The 15,958-nt window shown below is 46.9% G+C and carries 14 protein-coding genes; 1 reads left to right on the top strand and 13 read right to left on the bottom strand.

Translation table 11 applies throughout. From position 1 onward, the window contains the following. Positions 1-25: 25 nt before the first annotated feature. The 12 genes from aroA to JT717_RS19245 form a co-directional block, all read right to left on the bottom strand. Entirely contained in the window at positions 26-1,312 is a 1,287-nt protein-coding gene (gene aroA / locus JT717_RS19300; protein WP_205512639.1) for a 3-phosphoshikimate 1-carboxyvinyltransferase, read from the bottom strand. A gap of 43 nt (positions 1,313-1,355) precedes the next feature. Then, the gene (gene aroB / locus JT717_RS19295; RefSeq protein WP_205512635.1) at positions 1,356-2,378 is read right to left on the bottom strand and encodes a 3-dehydroquinate synthase; all 1,023 of its coding nucleotides are present in this window, start codon (positions 2,376-2,378) and stop codon (positions 1,356-1,358) included. Between the two features lie 9 nt (positions 2,379-2,387). Next, positions 2,388-2,816, bottom strand: coding sequence for an IS200/IS605 family transposase (gene tnpA / locus JT717_RS19290; protein ID WP_205512633.1), 429 nt, complete (start codon positions 2,814-2,816; stop codon positions 2,388-2,390). Positions 2,817-2,926: 110 nt separating this feature from the next. Continuing rightward, the gene (locus JT717_RS19285) at positions 2,927-4,015 is read right to left on the bottom strand and encodes a chorismate mutase (RefSeq protein ID WP_240348258.1); all 1,089 of its coding nucleotides are present in this window, start codon (positions 4,013-4,015) and stop codon (positions 2,927-2,929) included. A gap of 112 nt (positions 4,016-4,127) precedes the next feature. Next, entirely contained in the window at positions 4,128-5,798 is a 1,671-nt protein-coding gene (locus JT717_RS19280; protein ID WP_205512624.1) for a DEAD/DEAH box helicase, read from the bottom strand. A gap of 227 nt (positions 5,799-6,025) precedes the next feature. Further along, positions 6,026-6,874, bottom strand: a complete 849-nt coding sequence (locus tag JT717_RS19275) for a prephenate dehydrogenase (RefSeq protein ID WP_205512622.1) — start codon at positions 6,872-6,874, stop codon at positions 6,026-6,028. Between the two features lie 14 nt (positions 6,875-6,888). Continuing rightward, complete coding sequence (locus tag JT717_RS19270; protein ID WP_205512620.1) at positions 6,889-8,055, bottom strand: pyridoxal phosphate-dependent aminotransferase; 1,167 nt, start codon at positions 8,053-8,055, stop codon at positions 6,889-6,891. 150 nt (positions 8,056-8,205) lie between these two features. Further along, positions 8,206-9,105 carry a prephenate dehydratase gene (locus tag JT717_RS19265; RefSeq protein WP_205512615.1) on the bottom strand — a complete coding sequence of 300 codons (900 nt, stop codon included), beginning with the start codon at positions 9,103-9,105 and terminating at the stop codon, positions 8,206-8,208. A 330-nt stretch (positions 9,106-9,435) separates the two neighbouring features. Beyond that, complete coding sequence (locus JT717_RS19260) at positions 9,436-9,999, bottom strand: hypothetical protein (protein ID WP_205512613.1); 564 nt, start codon at positions 9,997-9,999, stop codon at positions 9,436-9,438. A 314-nt stretch (positions 10,000-10,313) separates the two neighbouring features. Then, positions 10,314-11,549, bottom strand: coding sequence for a T9SS type A sorting domain-containing protein (locus JT717_RS19255; protein ID WP_205512611.1), 1,236 nt, complete (start codon positions 11,547-11,549; stop codon positions 10,314-10,316). A gap of 160 nt (positions 11,550-11,709) precedes the next feature. Further along, positions 11,710-12,528 carry an N-acetylmuramic acid 6-phosphate etherase gene (murQ, locus tag JT717_RS19250; RefSeq protein WP_205512610.1) on the bottom strand — a complete coding sequence of 273 codons (819 nt, stop codon included), beginning with the start codon at positions 12,526-12,528 and terminating at the stop codon, positions 11,710-11,712. A 54-nt stretch (positions 12,529-12,582) separates the two neighbouring features. After that, positions 12,583-13,425, bottom strand: coding sequence for an N-acetylglucosamine kinase (locus JT717_RS19245; RefSeq protein ID WP_205512603.1), 843 nt, complete (start codon positions 13,423-13,425; stop codon positions 12,583-12,585). Between the two features lie 415 nt (positions 13,426-13,840). Between JT717_RS19245 and JT717_RS19240 the strand changes: the two genes are divergently transcribed. After that, positions 13,841-15,430, top strand: a complete 1,590-nt coding sequence (locus JT717_RS19240; protein ID WP_205512601.1) for a S41 family peptidase — start codon at positions 13,841-13,843, stop codon at positions 15,428-15,430. Between the two features lie 159 nt (positions 15,431-15,589). On the opposite strand, the gene JT717_RS19235 is transcribed toward JT717_RS19240, so the two are convergent. Continuing rightward, entirely contained in the window at positions 15,590-15,952 is a 363-nt protein-coding gene (locus JT717_RS19235; protein WP_205512599.1) for a DUF6249 domain-containing protein, read from the bottom strand. Positions 15,953-15,958: the final 6 nt, after the last annotated feature.

Below are 15,958 nucleotides of genomic sequence, written 5' to 3'. Positions count from 1 at the left end.
TTACAATACAGATCTCTCTTTATTCCTATTTCGCGCTTTCTTTCTCTTTGTTTACCACCGCTCCCAAAGCAGCAATATGCTCATAAAAATCAGGATACGATTTGTTAATGGCCTGTGCTTCGCTGATAATGGTTTCTCCGGTCGCTTTTAAAGCGGCTACGGCGCAGGCCATCGCAATACGGTGATCATGGTGCGAATGGACTGCCGCCCCTTTCACGCCATTACCACCCTTGATCAGCATCAGGTCATCCTGCAGCTCTATTTCAATGCCCATTTTACCAAACTCTTCCTGCAGCGTTAAGGCCCGGTTGCTTTCCTTATGGGTTAAGCGCTTCACGCCTTCAATGACCGTGGTGCCTTTGCAATAAGCAGCCAAAGCTACCAGGGGCGGAAACAGGTCAGGACATTCTGTTGCATCGAACTGGAAGGCTTTTAACGAGGCCGGACCGATCTCTATCTGTTCAGCCTGAATGGACATTTTTGCGCCACAAGCCTGTAATGCCTGCAGCACGGCGCGGTCGGCCTGGGTCGATTGCACATCCAGTCCCATGACCGTAATATCACCGGCTATGGCGCCCGTTACCAGCAGGAAGGCGGCTCCGCTCCAATCGCCTTCTACGGTATACGTGATCCGTTGCGATGGCGGGTTGGGATTTCCTGTAAAACGAAACTCCTCATAATTCCGGTTCTCTACCTGCCAGCCAAACTGCTTCATGACCGTTAAGGTAAGATCGATATACGGTTTACTCTTCAGGTTGTTCACGGTAATGGTAACATTGTTGGCGTTCGAAGCCGCATAACCGAATAACAAACCGGTTAAGAACTGTGAGCTCAAAGAACCATCGATCGTAATATTTTTTGGCTGCAGGGGGCCCTTCACCTGCAAGGGCAATTTGCCTTTGCGGGAAATGATCTGAACGCCCAGCTGCGGCAACACTTCGTCGAAGAAATCCATGGGACGGTTCACCAGGCTGCCTTCGCCATTGATGGTGATCTGTTTATTGCTTAAGGAAATAATGGGCGTGAACATCCTGATCCCCAAACCACTCTCTCCGCAATTAACGGCCCCGCTTTCAGGATTTACACCGCTGCCGGTGACCTGTAAGCTACCGTCATCCATTTTCTCCACTACCGCACCCAGATCCCTGATAACACCTAACGCCGCTTTATCGTCGTTTGAATGACCGGGATTGCGGATGATGGTGGTACCCTTGAAGAGTAGTGACGCTGCACATCCTCTTTGCATCGAGCTTTTGGAGGCAGGCGCCTGGATGCTGCCTTTTATTTCAGATGGTTGAATTGTTACGATCATAAAGTTGAAACTTGAACAGTAAACTCGTTAACTGTTCAACTGGTTAACTAAGTTCATTAATAATTGTCTCCAACTCCGTCATGGGTATAGGTTTAACGATTCCCTTTCCCAGCTTCTCCAACAACACGAAGTTCATTTCTTTTTGCTCCCGCTTTTTATCCATCTTCAACACTTCAAAGGCTTTTGGTTTATCGAAGTTGGCAAGCGTTGGCAATCCGTATTGGTCAAGCGTTTGAATAACCCGCTCACTGTCTTTAAAACGCACCAGCTTTTGCGAGATCTGGCAGGCGGCCGTCATTCCGATACTGATGGCCTGGCCATGGCTGAGCTCATACATATTTTCAATAGCATGCCCCAGGGTATGACCAAAATTCAGCAGGCGCCGTTCTGCTTTCTCAAATTCATCGGCCTGTACTACGGTTGATTTTATATCGGCATTCCGGCGAATGAGTTTGGCCAAAGCCGGTTTATTTTTCTGATAATGGGTGAGCTTGTTCTTTTCAAGTTCTTTGAATAAAGACAGGTCTTTGATGCAACCGTGTTTAATGATCTCTGCAAAACCGTTCACCCATTCCTGTTTGGGCAGCGATTTCAGGAAGCTGTAATCGTACAACAGGAATTGCGGCTGGCGGATGGTACCAACGAGGTTTTTATAAATGCCTACATCAATGCCGTTCTTGCCGCCGATGGAAGCATCTACCATGGCCAGGATGGTGGTAGGCACAAAACCACACCGGATGCCGCGCATATACACAGCGGCCACATAACCTGTAATATCGGTTACAACACCGCCGCCAATGCCTATGAGCCAGGTACTTCGGTCGGCCTTAAATTCGATCAGTTGTTCAATGATCGAATCAACGGTAGCCTGCACCTTATATTCTTCACCGGGCTTCAGGGAAATGCAGTTCCATCCCTTCAGCTTTTTTTTATGGGCCTGGAATATATGTTCATCAGTGATCAGCACCGCGTTTTCTTTTCCGATCATTTTTTCCAGTCGGGAAAAATCAGCATCGAAATAATAATTCACGGTGGCCGCTGTAAACCGGTAACTTTTTGTTTGCATATGGGCTAATCAAATCTGAATTTTCTGAAACACTTCCAGTTCACTTTCCAGCGTCTTCGTTTTATGATGTTCTTCCTGTTTTTCAAGATAATCAAGCACCTGCTTTACACTGCTGGGGCTAACGCTTAAGGCGGCGAAGCTTTCTTCCCACTCAAAATGGCTTTTGATGAAATTGCCTTCATTGATCCAGGCGGCTGATTCTGCGCGGATGCTTTTCATGATCTGGGCCAGATTCTGGGTAGGCATCATTTGCACCACAGCATGCATATGGTCATCTGTGCCATTCACCGACAGCACATTGATGCCATTTTCACCTGCATGCTTTTTAATGTGTGCAAATAAAACAGTACGAACAGGCTTTGTCAACAAAGGCTCTTTGTTCTTTACACAGGTGATCACATGAATGAACAAATACACTTTGCTGTTTGGGCTTGTCATATTAGAAAACTTTGTGAATGGTGAATGATCAATGGTGAATAACTTTCGAAATTCAATCAGTCATTACGGAATTCGACATCTATTGACCATTGACCATTGACTATTGACCTTTATGAATTCATGATCTTATTCTGGTGGTTAATGCTCTCCATGTGTACAGCATCAAAATATTTGGTGATGAACTCTTTGCTCAGGTTCAGTTTTTCACCTTTTTTGAATGCTCTGTCAAGGATCTCATTCCAGCGGTTGGTTTGCAGAATGGTGATATTGTTGTTCTTTTTGTATTCGCCTATTTTTTCTGCAATGCTCATACGCTGACTTAAGATCTGCATCAGTTCATCATCGAGGTGATTGATCTGCTGACGCAATTTTTCAAGAGCGGCATGATATTCTTCGGAGTTGATATCTTCTCTGCGCCATGCGATCTGGCCAATCATTTCACCCAGTCTTTCAGGAGTGACCTGTTGTTTGGCATCGCTCCAGGCTTTATCAGGATCTATATGGCTTTCAATGATCAAACCATCCATATCCAGGTCAATCGCTTTCTGCGCTACATCGAGCAGGATATCGCGGCGGCCGCTGATATGGGAAGGGTCATTGATCATTAATAATTCCGGATTGCGGCGTTTCATTTCGATAGCCAGGTGCCACATGGGCGCATTCCGGTATTCGGTATTACCATAAGAACTGAAACCGCGGTGGATCAAACCAATTTGTTTGATACCTGCTTTGGCTACGCGCTCCACGGCACCGGTCCACAGTTCCAGGTCGGGATTGATAGGGTTTTTGATCAACACGGGTACATCAACACCACGCAAAGCATCCGCTACTTCCTGTACGCTGAACGGGTTAACGGTAGTACGGGCGCCGATCCATAATACGTCTACGTCGAAGGTCAGTGCATCTTCTACCTGTTTTGCGGTAGCTACTTCTACAGTCACTGGTAAACCGGTGATCTTTTTAGCCTGCTGCATCCAGGGTAATCCTTTCGTTCCGATACCTTCAAAACTTCCGGGACGTGTACGCGGTTTCCAAATGCCGGCACGCAGCATGTCTACCTTACCTGTTTTCGCCAGCCGGGTAGCGGTTTCCAGTACCTGCTCTTCTGTTTCGGCACTGCAAGGTCCACTGATGATCATCGGGCGCTTCTTCCATACCTGTTGCACGGTCTCTCTCATGGTTGTTGATGTTTGTTGCATAAAAAGTTAATTTGCTAATGTGATAATGTGCTAATATGCTAATTGATTTTTAAATGTTCAGTCGTTGTATTCCAATTAGCACATTAGCAAATCAGCTAATTAGCTAATTGGGTTACCGTCTGCTATCGGCTTCATTCATCCTGATCCTTCTTCCCTTGTAATTCCTTCCGTCAATAGCCTGGATCATCTGACGGGCAGCCCGTTTATCAATTTCGATCCAGCTATTCATTTCCTTCATATCTATTCTGCCGAGTACTTCTTTCTGCAATTCGCTCATATCTAAAATGAACTGCAGGAAACTGGCTTTATAAAAACCGTCTTTGGTACCCAGGTTCACAAATAACTTGGTATAATCACCTCCACCAGCGCTGAATTTGCGGCCCCTGGTATCGGTGTAGGCTTTTCTGTCGCCATCGCGCCGAACGGTCAAACGTTCGCCTCTTTCGCGGCGTTGTTCCCGCACGTTGAGGTCTTCGGCGTTCTCATAATATTTCAAAAAGCGGTCAAACTCCAGGGCGGCCACACGTTTCAGGATCTCCTCCTTGCTCATTTCAGCAAATTTCTCCTCGAGCATGGGCACATAGGTCTCATAATCGCCGTGGTTCACTTCCAGGCTCAACAGCTTATCCATAAAGTGGTAGAACTGTTTGCGGCAAACATCTTTGCCGGTGGGAATCTCCAGCTTATGGAAAGGCGCCTGTACAATGGTTTGGATCTGCCGCATCTTACCGAGCTCACGCACGTGCACGATAGACATACACACCCCGGTTTTACCGGCACGGCCGGTACGTCCGCTTCTATGGGTGTATACTTCCACATCATCGGGCAGCTCATAGTTGATCACATGGGTAATGCCCGATACATCGATACCGCGGGCGGCCACATCCGTTGCTATTAAGAGCTGTAAGGTCTTATCCCTGAAATCACCCATCACTTTGTCGCGTTGCTGCTGTGTAAGGTCGCCATGCAATGCGTCGATGTCGTACCCTTCGCGGGTCAATTTCTCGGCAATATCCTGGGCATCGGCCTTGGTACGCGTAAAAATGATGCCGTAAATGCCGGGGTTGAAATCGATCAATCGTTTCAGCGCTTCATACCGGTGCTGTGCACTGGTTACATAATACTGGTGATCGATGTTCTTGTTCGCTGAATTCACTTTGCCCACAGTCACTTCCACGGGCTCTTTCATGTAGCGCTTGCTTACCCGGCGTATTTCCGGTGGCATGGTAGCACTGAACAACCATGTAGCTTCCCGTTTGGGGGTGTTCTTTAAAATGAATTCAATATCTTCCTGGAAACCCATGTTCAGCATTTCATCGGCTTCGTCGAGAATTACATAATGGATCTGTTCCAGGTCAATGGCCTTGCGTTCTATAAGATCGATCAAACGGCCGGGTGTGGCTACTACTATCTGTACGCCTCTTCTCAACTCGCGGATCTGCTGGCCTATCGGGGCGCCGCCATATACGGCCGCCACATACATACCGGGTATAAATTTTTTGAACCCTTCAACTTCATTAACGATCTGCATGCACAACTCTCTTGTCGGACACACCACTAATGCCTGGGGATGCTTCAACTGCTCATTTACCAAATGCAACAGGGGCAACCCAAATGCAGCCGTTTTACCGGTACCTGTTTGCGCCAGTCCCACCAGATCCTTTGTCCCGCTCAACAACACAGGAATGGCTTGTTCCTGTATCGGGGTGGGGTTAACATATCCTAAAGCATTGGTAGCCTGTATTAGCCGCTCATCTAAACCCAATGCATCAAATGTTATCATAGTCAGAAAATTTGGCGCAAAGGTACTGTTATTATGGCCGTCGACCAACTTAATCCTGTTCAAAGAGCAATTTGATTATGCACTCAACTGTTCAGCCTTTTTAGCACCCTTTTGGGGCACTATGATCCAGCAATAAACAATGCAGTTACAGGGTTCAGGTTGCAGGTTACAGGGAATACAGGTACCATTTGACCAGCACTTGTAACCTGGGACTTGTAACCTGTAACTCATTTTAATATCCGTTTAATCTTATTCGCCTGTTCTATTAACTCCAGTAAATAAGCATAGTTCTCCTTCTCCAGGCAGGCTTTGAACTTGCGCAGCTGGCTGATATGTTCATTCAGCACATCCAGCACATGCTCGCGGTTCTGTTTAAAAATAGGCACCCACATGGCGGGATTACTTTTGGCTAAACGAACCGTACTTTCAAAACCACCACCGGCCAGTTCAAAAATGGTATCCTCTTCTTTCTCCTTTTCCAGTACCGTGTTGGCCAGGGCAAAGGAAGTGATGTGTGAAATATGGCTCACATAGGCCGTATGCATATCATGGCTGTCGGCATCCATGTACACCAGGTGCATACCTAATTGACGGTAAACCTCTTCAATGGTTGCAACCGCCGCTGCATCACTTTTCTCTTTTTCGCAGATCACACAGGAGCGGCCGGCAAAGGCATTGCGCACGGCTGCTTCCGGACCGCTGTACTCGGTTCCCCACATCGGGTGGGTAGCTACAAAACGGTGGCGTTTGGGATGACCGGCGATCGCTGAGCAAAGCGCATGTTTGGTACTGCCCGCATCGGCTACGATCTGCTGCTCGGTCACCATGTCCATCACCTGCTGCATGACCCCAATGGTAGCATCAACGGGGATGGCCACATAAATGAGATCGGCCTGTTTTACCGCTTCTTCGAGGGATAAGGCTTCATCTATCAGTCCCAGCTCAATGGCCTTTTGCGCACTTGCTTCCGTGCGGCTTACACCAATCACTTTTTTTACCAGCGCCCGCTCTTTTAGCGCCAGGCTAAAGGAGCCGCTGATCAATCCTACACCAACTATAGTAACGGTATTGAACATCTTCTATTGACTTTTTATGCTGCTAAAAATGCTTTTATCCGGTTAATGCTTTCTGCAAATTTCTCTTCGGTACTGCACAGGCTCACCCGGATATAACCGTCACCGGCCTTTCCGAAAATGCCCCCGGGTGTTATGAATACGCCGGTATTGTACAGCACCTGGTCGCTCAGCTCATAACCGGTCTTATAATTGGCCGGGATCTTTGCCCAAACGAACATGCCGGCCTGGTTCCTGTCATACACGCATTGCAGCAGATCGAGCAACGCAAAAACTTTTTCGCGGCGCTTTTTATAAATAACATTCACTTCATCGTACCAGCTTTTGGGCAATTGTAATGCTTTGGCGGCAGCTAATTGTGCAGGCAGGAACATGCCACTGTCCATATTGCTTTTAAACCTTAATATTTCGTCGATGCGTTCTTTGGCGCCGCTTAATACCCCTACCCGCCAGCCGGCCATATTATGCGATTTGCTGAGCGAGTTCAGTTCTATCGCTATATCTTTCGCCCCCGGCACCCGCAGTAAACTGCTTGGGTTGTCATTGAGGATGAAACTATAAGGGTTATCGTGACAAATAAGAATATGATGCTTTTTACCAAAGGCCACTATCTTTTCAAAGAGGCTAACAGACGGTAGTTGACCCGTGGGCATTTGCGGATAGTTGATCCACATAAGTTTGAAGGTGCCGCCGGCAGCCACCAGTTTATCCAGCGCATCAAAATCGGGTTCCCAGTTATTGGCTTCGGTAAGGTCGTAATCAACGCATTCACCACCGGCCAGTTTAACGGCGCTTCTGTAGGTGGGATAACCGGGGTTGGGCACCAGCACTTTATCGCCTGCATTCAGGTAGGTCATGCAAATATGCATGATGCCTTCCTTACTTCCCAGCAGGGGTAATATTTCGGTATCCGCATTCAATTCAACATCGTACCATTTCCTGTACCAGTCGCTGATCGCTTTGCGTAATACCGGCGATCCTTTATAACTCTGATAAGCATGTACATTGGGTTTGGCGCTTTCTTCCTGCAGGGTCTTTACCACATCGGCATGGGGCGGCAGGTCGGGACTGCCAATGCCAAGATTGATCACATTTTTGCCCTGCTTGTTCAACTCATCGATCTCGCGCAGCTTTTGCGAAAAATAGTATTCGCCAATTCCTTCCAATCTTTTTGAAGTTTGCATATCATTGTTTTTCTTGATCGTATAACATAGATCGTTAGTGATTTGTTTCTCCTTACCGCTTGCCGGTTTCCAGGCGCCAGGCTTTTCCTGCAGGCTGCCCGCAATTCGCCGGCTGTATTCCCCGGTAACCGCTACCTGGGAACCCGGTACCTAATCGACAGTCTTCCCATTTTTATAAACGCCATACACCTTCAATTCTTCGGTGATCGGCTTCATACTCTTTACCACTTCCTCGAACTGATCCTGCGTAGTGAATTCCATATCTGCATGAAAACTGTATTTCCAGTCACTGCCGGGAATGGGAAAGCTTTGCAGCTTGCTCAGGTTGATACCGCCATCGGCAATACGCGTGAGCACCCTGGCCAGGCTGCCGCGGGAATGATCGGTGATAAAACTCACCGATGCTTTGTCGGCATCCCCTACCGGTTGAGCCACCTCTTCTGGTTGCAGCACCAGGAACCGGGTATAGTTATTCTTCATCGTATGTATGTTGGGAGCGATCACTTCGAGATTGAACAGGTCGGCGGCGAGTTTACTGGCGATGGCGGCAATGTGTTTGCTGCGGTGCTGGTGAACATGTTTGGCGCTTAAAGCGGTATCTTCTGTTTCTACCAGCTTCCAGTTGTATTTGTCGAGGTATTCAAGGCATTGCTGAATGGCCATGTGGTGGGAATGCACCTCGCGTATATCTTCCAATTGCACCCCTGGGTTAACTAACAGTTGTTGTTTTATAGGCAGGTAAATTTCTCCGATGATCTTCAGGGTACTTTTTTGCAACAGGTTGTAGTTGGGTAAAATGCTGCCGGCGATGGAGTTTTCGATGGCCATCACGCCACCATTACTTTCCTTTTTACTGCTCGCGATGCGGGTCACTTCGCGAAAAGTGGCGCAGGGTATCACTTCTACATTTTTGCCGAAGAACTGGCGGGCTGCTACCTGGTGAAAGCTGCCTTCATATCCCTGGATAGAAACCTTGATGCCTGTACCCTGCATGCCATTGGAGCCTGGGCTGCCGTCGGTGGTCTCCTGTTGTTGTTTTCGGTCGATCATAGATTCTTTTTTATGCTTTACCCGTTGAACGGGGGATTAAAAAGCAAAAAAAAAGTCCCGGCTTTTTCGCCGGGACTTCTTATGTTGAACTTTTTGTTTATTCTTATTTTGTTGTCAACAAAAGCATTCCCGGCCTACTGGTAAAGTAGAAGTAAAAATAAAAATAAAAGAAACGGTATGCCTTTGCTGTAATCATCAGGTCAAAAATAATAACTAAATACTTATACGCAAACTTTTTTCAATGAATTCTACTGTTGCCAACGCGCCCATTTTGATGGCAAATGCAGTGTGGGACTGCATTTTAGCGATTTAAAAAACCGGTTTTCAACCTTACTCCAGCCTTTTTTGCATTTGTTCATCGATTTTCTTAAATAAGTGGAACGGTTTATAGGTACGCCAGTTGTCGAGATCCATTAGTTCAACATAGCGGTTAAGGCGGGCTCCCTTGAAGTCGTATTGCGTTTGTTCGGGCATGTTCAGGATCACGATCCAGCCTTCTTCATCGGTCACTTCTTCGAACCATTCCTGGTAATAATCTTTATCGCCGCTATGGAAGTTCAATACGTTCTCGGCTATAAAGATGAATTTGGTTATACCCTCGTAGAAGAAAACATCAGTCACTTCGCGCTTCAGTTCCATGATATCATTCTCTATAGCATCATTCCATTCACCGATCAGTTCTATGATCGCATACTTTTCTTCATAATCGGCCATTAATGTTTTGAGGTACATGGTGCGGGAACCGAAATCGTCCCACTGTGGATGGATATAATAATTGTAAACAGTTTGTGAAAATGTAAATTCAGAGTACACCCTTCCGAAAAACGGCGACCGCTCGTCCTGCTCACTGGTGTATATGTGACGCCAATTATAAAATGGTTCTATCTCATGCATAATTTAAATCAATGGCAATTGGCATCTGGCAATTGGCAAATCTTTCCGAACGAAGATCACCGCTGCTATCCTTTGCCGCTTGCTTTTTGCCTGTTCGTTTTTATCAAAATTTAATCCCTGGCTTTCGCCCTTTTTGCCTTCTGCTCATTGCCGATTGCCGATTGTCTATTGGCGCTCTTGCCGATTCTCTGTTACTTATTGCCTGTTGGTCTTTTGCTCACTAAAAACTATGCCACGAAGGACAATACAAAATGAAAAAGGCTGTAGCAATTTACAGCCTTCGCAATGCGGTTTCCAAATATTTTTTTATTGTATTATTCAACGATCAACTTGTCGGTAAACACCGCTTTTTTACTATTACTTAACACTTTTATCATATAGGGTCCTTTCGCAAGGCCGGTTGTAAGAAAGGCAGGCACATTCTGGGCGCCATTGACCATAGCTATCTTTTCAGAGATCACTTTGCCGCCAAGATCAACCAATTGAATGGTGAACCGGCCGGATTCCTTACCATTGAAATTTACGTTTACCCAGCTGTTAGCAACCGGATTGGGATACATAGATATTTTATCATTGCGGATAACAGCCCTGTTAATTAATGCTATAGAAGACTTGTCATTGGCAAAGGCCAGGTTGCCATTGGCGAGGTCCGAAGCGTTGAATACCGTGCCTTTAATATCAATACGGGTGGCCTGCCAGGAATGCATATCTACTTTGTAATATCCTTCCGCCGTATTAGCGCTGCTTACGATCAGATTGCCATCATTATCCACTACTGCACCGTTAGTAGTGAAGCTTGCAGGTAAACCCTGGATCTCAGCCACCCAGGCAGCCAGCTTGCTTTGAATGTTCACTTTGAAAACCTGGCGGTAGGCAGAGATCACATAAAGGTTACCGGCTGCATCAGCGATCATATCACCACCCCAGCCGGTTGTTTTTGCATGTATGGATCTTTCGCCATTGCCGGCATCATCCTGTAATGCACCCAGGTCGGTGATCACCGGCTTGCGGCCGGTAGTGAAGCGTATTAAGTGATTGGCATCGTTACTTAATGCATAACCATCGCCATCTGCAGCAATGACCATCCGGGTTATATGATTGGCTTCATTGTTAAGATCAGCTACCGGGGTAAAATTTTCATTCTCGAAGTAATAGATCTTCGGCTGGTTATTAAGATCGATATACCTCAGCTGGTTCATGAACAGGGGCGCATAATAGAGGCGGTTGTGCCGCTGGTCATAGGCGCAGGCGGCCGAGAGGGAAGCTACCGGAGCACTTATATTGGCAGCAACACCGTTGGCGTTTGTAACCGGTTTTATTTCTTTGCCGGTTCGTGCATTGTAGACCGTGAAACTGGCTTGCTTTGAATCGAATATAGACCGGGTGACCGTACCGGTAGTAAAGTCGATCTGCTTTACATCGGTCCAGTTAAAGTTCCCTTTTTCAGTACTTGTTATGGCGTATGCTGTCGTTAATTGTTGGGCTGAGAGTTGTGTATTGGCTGATAGCAAACAGGCTGCCATAGCAGGAAGTGTAAAGCTGTACCTCATAAGTAAAAGTTTAATGATATGTACTTAAAAGTTACAGCTTTTTGCGCAGCTTACAAGCGTAAACAGGTCAAAAAAGTCAAATGGATCACATAAGTCAAATGGGTCATATAACCGTATGACTCATTTGACTACTGAGTGATTAGACTACTGACTGATTTGACTATTTGAACGAATCAACGGCTTTTTTCACGCTGCCGTATTTCAGCAACAGTTCGCGGGCTTTATCATAGCTGCTGATACCGGTTTTTTCCATCACCATCTTGGTGCCGCGGTCAACCAGTTTGCTATTGGTAAGTTGCATGTTTACCATTTTGTTATCTTCTACACGGCCGATCTGGATCATAACGGCGGTGGAGATCATATTCAGCACGAGCTTTTGCGCCGTACCGCTTTTCATGCGGGTGCTGCCCGTAACAAACTCGGGGCCTACCACCACTTCTACAGGAAGTTCGGCGGCATCGGCCAGGGGCGATCCGGCGTTACAGGTTAAACAACCGGTGGTAATGCCTTTTTTGCGGGCCTCGGTAAGAGCGCCGATCACATAAGGGGTGGTTCCGCTGGCGGCAATACCTATCACTACATCTTTTTCATCGATGGCATGTTTCATGAGGTCGAGCCAACCCTGCTCCCAGCTGTCCTCCGCCTGTTCTACCGGCCGTTGAATGGCCACATCGCCACCGGCAATAATACCGATCACCAGTCCCTGCGGAAGACCATATGTTGGCGGAATTTCGCTGGCATCCAGGATGCCGAGTCGGCCACTGGTTCCGGCGCCAATATAAAAGAGGCGGCCCCCAGCCAGCATTTTGTCGGAAATAGCAGCTACGAGTTTCTCGATTTGGGGGATGGCTTTCTCCACGGCAAGAGGCACCTTCTTATCTTCATTATTCATGTTGGTAAGCAACTCATGAATACTCATTTGCTCAAGATGCCGGTATTCGCTCGACTGCTCTGTTACCCTGGTAAATTCTGCTGCCATATTTCTGTTGTTCAATGTTTTATTCGGGTTCTGCACAAGGTTTATAGTTTACTTTTAAACATGGTATTGGATCAGGCCTTCCATAGCGCCTTTCAGGATTTTCCCCTCTTCAAATTCATAGGAATGACATAGCTCGTGTATTATATCATGGAACGCAAAAGCCACGCCGCCTACAAAATGTATGGGGCTGTTCCAGCTTTCCGGGAATTTACAGAGGTGTGTAAAAAAGAAATCATTCAAACCGTCTTCAATGATATTTTCAATCATATAATGGCCCCTGTTCTCCGACAGGAAAAGGCAAAAAGTAGCCATATACCTGTTTGCCAGCGGTTTCCGGTACACGTTCTCCAGGATATCTACGGCTGTTGCTTTATACCTTTGCTCGAATTTGTATCGCAGCTCTTCATCAAACGTATTATACAAATAATATTGAAGTACTTTTTTGCCCAGGTAGGCGCCACTGCCTTCATCACCCAGGATGTATCCAATGCCGGCGGCCTGCCTTGTGATGGTATTACCATCATAGTAAACGGCAAATGAGCCGGTTCCCAAATTACAGGCCATGCCTGCCTTTCTGCCGTTCAGGGCCCTTGCTGCTGCCACCATATCATCGCTTACCTCTATCGTGGCCTTGCCGAAAACAGTTGAGAGGGAAGACCGCACCATATCTACATTGGCCGGGTTTCGCATGCCGGTTCCGTAATAGTGAATTTCTTCGATGTCTGTCGAAAGCGCTAACTGTGGCAGCAATTCCTGCTGCAGTAACGCCACCGTTTTTTCTGTATTGAAAAAATACGGACTGATGCCTTGAGTAAAAACCGATTTTGTGTTTTCTTTCGATTCTGCCAGAAACCATTCACATTTGGTTGCCCCACTATCTGCCAGCAGTATTGCCATATTATAACCGTTTAGTCGTATAATTCCAAACCCTTGTAACAGGCTCATTTATACACATAGCCATCCTGCGAAGGTAAGACGCATACCTGAAACAACCATGCTGAAAGCCAGGCATATACCTTGCATAAAAACGCAAGCCGCCTAAGGCTACAGGCCCTTCCCCCACCCTTTATTGGTTAAAAGTGCCGGAATAATGCGGCCTGTAACCACTCAAAACAAAAAACCGCTACTTGCAAATTAATTATGAACTTCGCCGAAAATTTATAGATTTCTATCCATTGCGATGCTGTTTCTTTGCTCTTCCGGCAAATTCACTTACAGCCTCGGGCTGGATGTTGCGGTGTACGCAAAAAAGGCAGTTAAGGGTATGTACCCGGAAGGACCGGCCTTATTAAAACAAACTATATAATTGCAGATGAAAAGACTTCAAGTATGGATGCCACTGTTATTTTCTCTTGTATTGATCCTGGGTATGTTCATCGGTTCGGCTTTAAGGCAGAACGTACCTGGCTCCCGCGGCATTTTTAACAGTGGTAAGCGTTCCGTATTACAGGAAGTGGTTGACCTGGTTAATTTGAAATATGTTGACAAGGTTAATACCGACACCCTTACCGAAGAGGCCATCCAGGTGATGCTGGCCCACCTCGATCCCCACTCTGTTTTTATTCCCGCTTCTAACGTAGAAGAAATAAACGAAGACCTGCAAGGTAATTTTGAAGGCATCGGCGTTGAATTCTTTATCATCGACGACACTGTTCATGTTACCAATGTACTGTCAGACGGCCCCAGCGACAAAGCCGGCTTACAGGTAGGTGATAAGTTCCTGAAAGTAGGCGACTCCATGGTAACCGGCAAGGCCATTAATGGCGATAAAATAAAAGACTTCCTGCGGGGCGTAGGCGGCAGCAAGGTAGAAGTGACCGTTTTACGCAACGGCAAACAGATAAAAGCCAGCATTACCCGCGGAACCATTCCCCTGTATTCTGTTGATGCGGCTTATATGATCGATACGGCTACCGGCTACATACACCTGAACAAGTTCTCCGGTACCACCTATGAGGAATTTATGAAAGCGATGGAGACCCTGCAGGCCAAAGGCATGACCAAACTCATTTTCGACCTGCGCGGCAATGGCGGTGGCATACTTACCGAAGCGACCGATATTGTTGATGAATTCCTGGGCAATGACCGGCTCATCGTTTATACCCAGGGCAACAAACAGGAGAAAATAGAATACCATTGCAAAAGGCCGGGTCTTTTTGAAACCGGCAAACTGGTGCTGCTGGTAGATGAAAGCTCTGCCAGCGCCAGTGAAGTAGTGGCCGGGGCGCTGCAGGACTGGGACCGCGCTACCATCATCGGCCGCCGTACTTTCGGCAAGGGCCTGGTGCAGGAACAATATGACCTCAGCGATGGATCGGCACTGCGCTTAACCGTGGCCCGTTATTATACGCCGCTTGGCCGTAACATTCAAAAACCGTATAACAAGGGCCGCGATGCCTATAATGATGAACTGGCCGAACGTTTTGAGAACGGCGAACTGGTAAATGGCGATACGGTTACGAAACATAGCGGTCCGGCCTATAAGACCAAAAGCGGCAGGATCGTATACGGCGGCGGTGGCATTACCCCCGATATTTTCATTCCCTTTGATACAGCCACTTTTTCCAGCAATGTGTACGTGCTGTTCGATAACCAGCTGTTCAGCAAATTCATTTATATCTACTATCAGCAAAACAAATCCTATTTCGATCAATTCAAGAGCCCGGCTGATTTTGCGCGTCGCTATAGCGATACCCGCACCGCCTGGAGCAACCTGGTGGCCTACGCGGGCAAAAACGGCGTGAACGTACAAAACGTTCCCGAGCGCGATAAAGTGGAGATCGAGAAACGGATCAAGACCTGGCTGGCCCGTCAGATCTGGCGCATGGAAGGTTATTATGAGGTTAGTAATACCGATGATGCAGCGCTTGCGAAGGCAATTGCGGAAATGAAGAAAAAATAAGCAATGTGCTGATTTGCTGATGTGCTGATTTGCTAATGGCAAAATAAACAGAGATGATCATATCTGGAAAACCCCGGATCAATTCCGGGGTTTTCTTATTTATGTTGGTAGTTGCGGTTACAATCGGCGGTTACCCTTTAAGGGTCCCCGTTCAAAAGGTTAGGAGGTCAGGGGGTTGTTATCCAGTAATTCTTTCTTCTCGATGCGGTAAGAAATTATTAAACCGGTACCACCGCCCATTGCAATAAAGGCAAACCACAAGGCCGGGTTCTCATAATCATGCAGCATGTACTGCGTAATAAAATAAGATAAGGCCAGGCCCATACCTGCGCCAAAGAGCAGCAGGCCCCATTTCAAATTGGTATAAGGCGCCGGGCGGTTGATCTTATCCCGGGGATTCAATCCTTTTTCCAGCATGGCCAGGTTTTCCCGGCTTATCAGATACCGGATGCCAAAGATCATGATAAGCAATGCCAAAGAAGAGATGATCAACCAGACGATAGCTAATACTCCTTTATCCATATTGTA

The sequence above is a fragment of the Longitalea arenae genome, assembly GCF_016924755.1.
Taxonomy (GTDB): domain Bacteria; phylum Bacteroidota; class Bacteroidia; order Chitinophagales; family Chitinophagaceae; genus Niastella; species Niastella arenae.
Note: the sequence above shows the minus strand (reverse complement) of the source record. Positions and strands in the feature narration are given on the sequence as shown.